Genomic DNA, 6,842 nt, shown 5'->3' on the forward strand with positions numbered 1-6,842 from the left:
CCGACGACGAGAAGTCGCCCGCCTCGCGGTTCGACTCCAGCGTCTCCTCCGCACTGTTCCAACCGTTCACGTAGCCCTGATGGTGGGTGTCGTGATGCCACGTGAGCACCTGTTCGGAGATGTGCGGTTCGAGTGCGTCGTAGTCGTACGGCAAGGGGTCGAGTTCGTAGCTCATTGTATCGACGGCTTCCAGTTGGTCGACAAGCGGTATGAAGATTCCCTGAAGCCGATTATTGTAGCGAATCGGAGAGTTACTGACCCCGGTTCGAGCGGCCGTCCGGCGGCGCTCTCCGACGACGTCCGAGACGGTGCCGCTCCCGACAGTTTCCGGATTCCGGCGACGCGTCTCGGCGGTGAGGACCCGTCGACGCGTGGTCCCCCACGCCGGTGTCGTTTCGTACCCTGGTTCCCCGCGGGACACCTGAGTTACTGTAGTATGCCTGAAACATTTTTCTCGGGGGACTGTAGCCGACCACATGTCGACGACAGACACGGACGGAGACCGGCCGACGGTAACGCAGTTCACGGACCCGATGTGCACGTGGTGCTGGGGGTCCGAACCTGTCGTCCGGCGTCTTCGTGTCGCGTTCGGCGAACAGATACGAATCAGATACGTCCTGGGCGGATTGGTCGAGGACTTCGGTGCGTTCCACGACGCGGCCAACGACATCACAGACCCCAGTGACGTCGCCCCGCACTGGGTCGAAGCGTCCCGACAGCACGGGATGCCGGTCGATACGGAGATATTCGAGACGGACCCCGCACAGTCGACGTACCCCGCGAGCAAGGCGTTCGCGGCCGCACGACGACAGGAGACCGAACTGGCGCATCGGTATCTGCGACGACTCCGCGAGGCGTACACGACGGAGGTGCGCAACGTCAACGACCGCGAGGTGCAGGTGGAACTCGCAGAGTCGGTCGGCCTCGACGTCGACGAGTTCACGACGGCGCTGGACGACGGAACTGCGCAAGCGGCGTTCGAAGACGACCTCTCGCGGACGCGTGACGCAGGTGTTCGGGCGTTCCCGACGTACCACATCCGGGGGCCGGGCGGCGAGAGACGCGCGGCGGGCTTCCGGTCGTTCGAGGAACTGACGACCGCGCTGAGGGCCGTCGACCCCTCCCTGGAACAGTCGTCGCCGCCACCGATGCGACGGTTCGTCGCCGAATACGGCCCCGTAGCGACGCGCGAAGTCGCGGCGGTGTACGAACTCGACGCCGGCAAAGCGCGACAAGTGCTGGCGTCTCTCGTCGACGACGGAACCGTGCGCCGCGAATCACGGGGCAACGGCTTCTTCTGGCGCTCGAACGACGGGGGTGGAGACTGATGGGCCTGCTCCACGACGGTGCGTGGGAACCCGACGCCGCCCGCGACCGGTACGACCACGACACCTTCGACGACCGAGTCGAGAACTCGCGGGACGCCGAGTACCCGGCCGAAGCGGGTCGGTACCACCTCTACATCTCGCGCGCCTGCCCGTGGGCGCACCGGGCGGCACTCGTCCGACGCCTCCTCGGACTCGAAGACGCCGTCTCGGTCGACGTGGTTGACCCCGTCCGCGATGACCGAGGGTGGGAGTTCGCTCCCGAGAAAGCGAACTGTACGCCGGACTCGCTGTACGGCCACGACACCCTCTACGAAGTGTTCCGCGAGGCCGATCCGACCTACACGGGGCGGGTGACGGTCCCCGTCCTGTACGACCGACGGACCGACACTATCGTCCACGAGGAGTCTGCGGCTATCGCCCGCATGCTCGCCACCGAGTTCGAGGAGTACGCGTCGGCGTCGCTCGACCTCTACCCGTCGTCGGCGAGAGCGCGTATCGACGACGCTATCGAGGACATCCACGACGCTATCAACACGGGCGTCTACCGCGCCGGGTTCGCCGACTCGCAGGCGTCGTACGAGACGGCCGTTCGCGACCTGTTCGACGCGATGGAACGGTGGGACGAGACCCTCGCGACCCGTCGCTACGCCGTCGGCGACCGACTCACCCTCGCCGACGTGTTCCTCTTCCCGACGCTGTACCGATTCGACGCCGTCTACCACACGCACTTCAAGTGTAATCTTCGTCGGCTGGTCGACTTCGACCACCTGTGGGACTACGCCAGAGACGTCTACCAGACGCCGGGGGTCGCCGAAACCTGCAACGCGGACCACGTCAAAGCCCACTACTACCGGAGCCACGACGACATCAATCCGACCGGGTTCGTCCCGGTGGGGCCCGCGAACGACTGGAACGCACCGCACGAACGCGACGAGTCGTTCGCAGACGACGGAACCGACGAGGCGTGAACGCGAAGTGACCGACGCGCCGGCGGAGCAGACGCCGGACCGTCGGCCGGAGACGCCCGTCGAATTCGACACCGCGATTCTACTGGACGGCGTCGGCGTTCCGAAAGACTCCTCGACCACCACGTTCGCGATTTCTCGGGTCGGTGGCCCGACGACCGTTCCAGAAGGTTCGAACGCTCGATAGAACAGGCCGCGTTCCTGCCGATCGGACGTTCTTCCGAAGCAGCGGGTAGAGCGAACCAGAGCCTCCACTTTCACGAACCGGGTCGGTCCCGGTATCGCACGGGAAACCCGATATAGTGTAAGTTGCCTGAAATATATTCGTCACACGTCCGTCTCTCCTCCTGCGATGATGTCACCGAACGACGTCCGACACCCGACGGTCAGAATCGTACAGACGAACGACGACCTGCCCACCCGTGGGCCCGCGGGAGAGGATTCCTGATGGCGTTCTCCTCGACGCTGTCCGGAACGGCGTTCCTGCTCGGTCGAGCACTGTTCGCACTCGTCGTCGGATACCTCGCACTCGGTAACCTGCTCGACCTCGAATCGTCGGTCGCGTACGCCGAGAGTAAGGGTGCGCCGCTCGCGTCGGTCACCGTTCCGCTGGGCAGTCTCGGCTTGGTCGCCGGCGCGGCGGCGGTACTCACCGGCGTCTACCCCGCAGTCGGCGCGCTGGCAGTCGTCGTCTTCCTCGTCCCGATAACGGTCGTCATGCACGACTTCTGGACCGTGACGGGACAGGAGCGACAGAACGAACGGATACACTTCCTGAAGAACGTCGGCCTGGTCGGGGGCGCGCTCGTCTTCCTGGCGCTCTCGACCGTCTCCTGGCCGCTGGCGGTCGGCATGGGGCTCTGACGGCCCGTGGGAGCAACCGAGACTTCGACGGACGCCGAGCGGTCGGGCGGCGTTCCGTGGCGCTCGCCGGTCCTGCTCGCCGTCCTCGCGGCCACGCTGATGACGCCTATGGACGTGCCGCTGATCAGTTCGGCCCTCCCCGAAATCAAGTCCGTATTCGGCGTCTCCGACGCCCGTGCCGGACTGTTCGTCACGCTCTACGCGCTCCCGGGTATCCTGCTCGCACCCGTCATCGGCGCGCTCGCCGACCGAATCGGCCGGCGCTACGTCCTCGCGGGGACCCTCGCCGTCTTCGGACTCGCCGGCACGGCCATCGCCTTCACGAGCGACTTCGCGGTGGCGCTCGGCCTGCGCGTCCTCCAGGGGTTCGCCGCCGGAAGCGTCCTCTCGGCGCTCGCGATGACGGTGGTCGGAGACCGATACACCGGTCGCCGACACGACTCCGTCATGGGCGTCACGTCGGCCATGCTCTCGCTCGGAACCGCGGCGTACCCCGTCGTCGGCGGCTACCTCGCCGTGTTCGCGTGGAACGCCCCCTTCCTCATGTACGCGCTCACGCTCCCCGTCGCTGGGCTGGTACTGGTCGCACTCGACGAACCCGCGTCACCGCCCGGCGACGACGACCGAGGGTACGTTCGGGAGGCGATTCGTCTCGTCCCGGCCCGCCGGGCGGCCGCCCTGTACGGCGTCATGTTCGCCTCCTTCACCCTGCTCTTCGGCGGGTTGTACACCGCCCTTCCGTTCTACCTCTCGACGGCGTTCGGTTTCGCCCCCACCACGGTCGGTCTCGTCACCAGCGCCGTGCTGTTGACGACCGCAGTCGTCTCGACGCAGAACGGCAGACTGGCCGCCAGAGCCTCGACGACGACGCTCCTCACCGCCGGCTTCGCCGCGTACGCGGCCGGCTTCCTGGGTGTCGCGCTCGCAGCGACACCGCCCTCGTTGGTCGGAGCACTGCTCGTGTTCGGTGTCGGCAGCGGGTTGGTCACGCCCACGCTGTTCGCCGGTCTCAGTGCGCTGGCACCCGACCACGTCCGAGGCGGCGTGATGAGTCTGCAGACGACGACAATCGGGATAAGCCAGGCCGTCGGGCCGGTGCTGTTCACGCTCTTGGGCGGCGCTATCGGCTATCAGGGGACGCTCCTCTGCGGCAGCGTCGGGGCCGCCCTCGGCGCCGCGGTACTCGGCATCCTCTGGCTCGACTCCTGACGGAACTCAATGTTTATACTCGATTGTGTCTGTGTAGCACACATGGCCGGTGACTCGTCTGATAGGTCTCGGGCTGCCACCGACGCCGAAGCGGCGTTCATGACCCTGAGCCACGACCTCAGACTGGAGATACTGCTCGCGTTGTGGGACGCTCCGGGGTTCACGCTGTCGTTCGCCGAACTTCGGAAGGCGGTCGGTGAACGCGACTCGGGGAGCTTCACGTACCACCTCTCGGAGTTACGAGACCACTTCGTCGCGAAAACGGACGAGGGGTACGAACTCCAGTACCCCGGTCACCGCGTCCTCGACGCGATTCAGAGCGGCGTCTTCCACGAGCAGGTCACCGTCGGACCGGTCGAACTCGACGACGACTGCCGGGCGTGTGGGGGGCGGTTGACCTTCGAGTACGGCACCGACTACGTCGCCCGGATTCGCTGTCCCGACTGCGGGAACCGAGCGCTGGAGTGGCCCTTCGACCCCGGCGGCATCGCCGACCGCGACGACGACGCGATAGTCGCCGCCTTCGACCGGCGAACGAGACTCGTCTGGTCGTGTGCGCTCAACGGCGTCTGCCCGTTCTGCGCCGGTCGGGTCGACCGCGAGTTGACCGGTCGGGTCCACGAGGAGGGGGCGTGTATCGGCGTCGTCGAACAGCTCGACCGGTACGACGAGTACTTCGCCCGAGACCACCCCGCGGTCGTCGCCGTCGATTGCCACCGGTGCAGTTTCTACAGTTTCGTCCCCGCCGGCGTCGTCCTCCTGACGCGTCCGGCGGTTACGGGTCGACTACACGAAGCCGGTGTCGACCTGCGAGCGACGCCGTTGTGGGGCCTCGGGTTCGTGGTCGACGCCGACGCCGTCGCGGTTCGAGAGACCGAACCCACGCGCGTCGAAGTCGCAGTTCCGGACGCCGACGAGTCGCTGGCGTTCACCGTCGGAGAGTCGTGCGACGTCGTCCGGGAGACGACCGCCGAAAGGTAAGGTTCGTTACTGGAACGCGTTCCACCGAGCGCTTAACAGGGCTTTAGCACGTGGTTTTCGACGACAGATGGAGCTGGCAGACGACAAATATATCGTCGCACTGTGCGGTAGTCAGCGCGACGGCAGTCACACGCGCAGCGCACTCGAACGAGCCCTCGAAGCGGCCGAACGCGACGGCGCCACGACCGACCTCGTGGACCTCGCCGCGTTGGACCTCCCGGTCTTCGACCCCGACCGGAGCGACGCCGGGGACGCCGCGGAACTCCGTCGGCGCGTCCGGGCCGCGGACGGAGTGGTGCTGGGGTCGCCCGTCTACCACGGGTCGTACTCGTCCGTGGTGAAGACCGCACTCGACTACTGTGGCTTCGAAGAGTTCGAGAACACGACGGTCGGCCTCCTCGTCGTCGCCGGCGGCGGGTTCCCGACGCCGGCGCTGGAACACCTCCGGTCGGTCGCCCGAGCACTCGACGCGTGGGTGCTGCCCCACCAAGTCGCACTCCCCGATGCACACGGCGCCTTCGAGGGCGGTCGACTGACCGACGACGAACTGGCCGACCGCGTCGAGACGCTCGGAACGTCGCTCGTCGCGTACGCTGGCGTCGAATCGTACCCCGAGACCGCGACCGAGCGCGCGGCACCCGCGGCCGACTGACCATGCCCGCCGAGACCGACTCCCGACAGCGAGAGATCGAGTCACAGAACGCGTCGGCGTGTCCAGTCGTCCGGGCCATCGAGCAGGTCGGAACGCCGTGGCGAATGAACGTCGTCTACGCCCTCGAAGGGGGGGAGCGGCGATTCAACGAACTCAAGCGAGCGACCGGGGCGCGTTCGAAGACGCTCTCGGACGCGCTCGACGAACTGGTCGAGAACGACGTCGTCGTCCGCCGGATGGAGGAGGACGCACCGGTTGCGGTCTACTACGCCCTCTCCGCGAAGGGCGAGGAACTCGTCGACGCCTTGGCGGAACTGGACCAGTGGGCGCAGGACTGGGGCGAAGCGGTTCCGGACGGACCGAATCCCCGCCTGCGAGACGACTGAGTGCCCGGTCGCACGCGACTACCCTCGAAGGCGAGCGACCACCCCGTCTTCGGTCTCGTCGACTTCGATCAGTCCGTCGTCGACCAGGTCCGAACACAGGCCGCGAAGCCACTCCCGTCCGTGCTCGCCGTCCGGGCTGTAGTCCACCCGGATTCGGTGACCGAGCGCGTCCATCTCCATCTCCTCGCGTTCGCCGAGGAGTCGAACGATTCGCCCGCGGAACTGCCGTCGACTCCCCTCGAAACTCGGCTGCGTCGGCACGTCGGGCGCGGTGAAGTCGCCGGTCTGGTAGGCGTGACACCACTCGCGCCACGGGCACCCCTCCTCGTCGCACCGAGGCGTCTTCCCACAGGCGACGCCGCCGAGTTCCATGACGGCGTTGTTCCAGACGCGCGACGCTCCGGGCGGCATGAGGAACTGCGCGACGCGTTCGAAGGCGTCGTCGTCGTCGGGGACG

General features: G+C 67.0%; 7 protein-coding genes and 2 pseudogenes. 7 read left to right on the forward strand and 2 right to left on the reverse strand.

The annotated features are described in order from the left end of the window. A pseudogene (sod, locus tag GJ632_RS17660) lies at positions 1–175 on the reverse strand (superoxide dismutase [Mn]); the annotation flags it as partial. 301 nt (positions 176–476) lie between these two features. Here sod and GJ632_RS17665 point away from each other — a divergent pair. From GJ632_RS17665 to GJ632_RS17695, 7 genes are all read left to right on the forward strand, one after another. Further along, positions 477–1,328, forward strand: coding sequence for a DsbA family protein (locus tag GJ632_RS17665; protein WP_191453639.1), 852 nt, complete (start codon positions 477–479; stop codon positions 1,326–1,328). After that, positions 1,328–2,296 (forward strand): glutathione S-transferase family protein, encoded by a 969-nt coding sequence (locus GJ632_RS17670; protein ID WP_191453640.1) that lies wholly within the window; start codon positions 1,328–1,330, stop codon positions 2,294–2,296. The genes GJ632_RS17665 and GJ632_RS17670 overlap by 1 nt, the downstream gene beginning before the upstream one ends. A gap of 444 nt (positions 2,297–2,740) precedes the next feature. Further along, entirely contained in the window at positions 2,741–3,157 is a 417-nt protein-coding gene (locus GJ632_RS17675; protein ID WP_089807269.1) for a DoxX family protein, read from the forward strand. 6 nt (positions 3,158–3,163) lie between these two features. Further along, the gene (locus GJ632_RS17680; protein ID WP_191453641.1) at positions 3,164–4,366 is read left to right on the forward strand and encodes an MFS transporter; all 1,203 of its coding nucleotides are present in this window, start codon (positions 3,164–3,166) and stop codon (positions 4,364–4,366) included. 42 nt (positions 4,367–4,408) lie between these two features. Then, positions 4,409–5,347: a winged helix-turn-helix domain-containing protein gene (locus GJ632_RS17685; RefSeq protein WP_191453642.1), complete on the forward strand. Its 939-nt coding sequence runs from the start codon at positions 4,409–4,411 to the stop codon at positions 5,345–5,347. Between the two features lie 67 nt (positions 5,348–5,414). After that, complete coding sequence (locus GJ632_RS17690) at positions 5,415–5,999, forward strand: NADPH-dependent FMN reductase (protein WP_197428067.1); 585 nt, start codon at positions 5,415–5,417, stop codon at positions 5,997–5,999. Between the two features lie 2 nt (positions 6,000–6,001). Beyond that, positions 6,002–6,385: a helix-turn-helix domain-containing protein gene (locus GJ632_RS17695; RefSeq protein ID WP_191453643.1), complete on the forward strand. Its 384-nt coding sequence runs from the start codon at positions 6,002–6,004 to the stop codon at positions 6,383–6,385. Positions 6,386–6,403: 18 nt separating this feature from the next. Here GJ632_RS17695 and GJ632_RS17700 read toward each other — a convergent pair. Further along, positions 6,404–6,842 (reverse strand): annotated as a pseudogene (locus GJ632_RS17700) (A/G-specific adenine glycosylase); the annotation flags it as partial.

The organism is Halogeometricum sp. CBA1124 (assembly GCF_009741955.1).
In the GTDB taxonomy this organism is placed as follows: Archaea; Halobacteriota; Halobacteria; order Halobacteriales; family Haloferacaceae; genus Halogeometricum; species Halogeometricum rufum.